This is a genomic window from Serratia oryzae (assembly GCF_001976145.1).
GTDB lineage: Bacteria > Pseudomonadota > Gammaproteobacteria > Enterobacterales > Enterobacteriaceae > Chania > Chania oryzae.
This window is the reverse complement of sequence record NZ_MOXD01000055.1, coordinates 1-870: the sequence shown is the minus strand read 5'-3', so window position 1 is coordinate 870 and position 870 is coordinate 1. Positions and strand designations below refer to the sequence as shown.

Here is an 870-nt window from a genome sequence, read left to right as displayed (position 1 = left end):
TGGCCGCCACCGAAGAGCAATCAAGCTATCGGTTGGATGAGAAGAAAAAGAGCGGTGTGTTCAGCGGCGGTGGGCTGGGCTTCACTGTTGGCAGCACCTCGTCACGCCATCAGGTGAACGAAGACGGTACCACCCAGAGCCAGAGTGTGAGCACCATTGGTTCAACCGGTGGCGATGTGAGCATTGTTGCAGGCGGCAAAGCGCATATCGGCGGTGCGGATGTGATTGCCAACCAGAACCTGTCGGTGACCGGTGACAGTGTACAGATTGACCCAGGGCACGATATCACCCGCCGGGATGAGACCGTTGAGCAGAAGAGCAGCGGTTTGACTATCGCGCTGTCTGGTGCAGCAGGCGGTGCGGTGAACACTGCCGTCAACACGGCGCAGCAGGCGCAGAAAGAAACCGACGGTCGCCTGGCAGCGTTACAAGGCACCAAGGCGGCGCTGTCTGGTGTGCAAGCCGGTCAAGCCGTGGCGTTGGAGCAGGCCAAAGGCGGGGATATCAAAAACACCGTGGGAGTCAGTGCCTCGCTGGGGAGTCAGAAGTCCAGTTCGGAATCCCATTCGCAATCGACGACGGTCACCGGCTCAACGCTGACGGCAGGTAACAACCTCTCAGTAACCGCCACCGGTAAGGGTAATGGTACCCACAGTGGGGATATTGTGGTTGCTGGTAGCCAGTTGAAAGCCGGTGGGGATACCACACTGAATGCTGAACGTGATGTGCTGCTGAGCGGTGCGGCCAACACCCAGCAGACGACGGGCAAGAACAGCAGCAGCGGTTTTGGCGTCGGGGTCGATGTCTCGACCGCAGGTGTGGCGGTGTCGGCCAACGCCAACAAGAGCCAGGGCTCGGAGAAAGGCAACG

General features: G+C 59.9%; 1 protein-coding gene. It reads left to right on the top strand.

What is annotated here, in order from left to right:
• A partial coding sequence (locus BMI79_RS22855) for a hemagglutinin repeat-containing protein (protein WP_208611228.1) occupies positions 1-870 on the top strand: 870 nt, incomplete at both ends.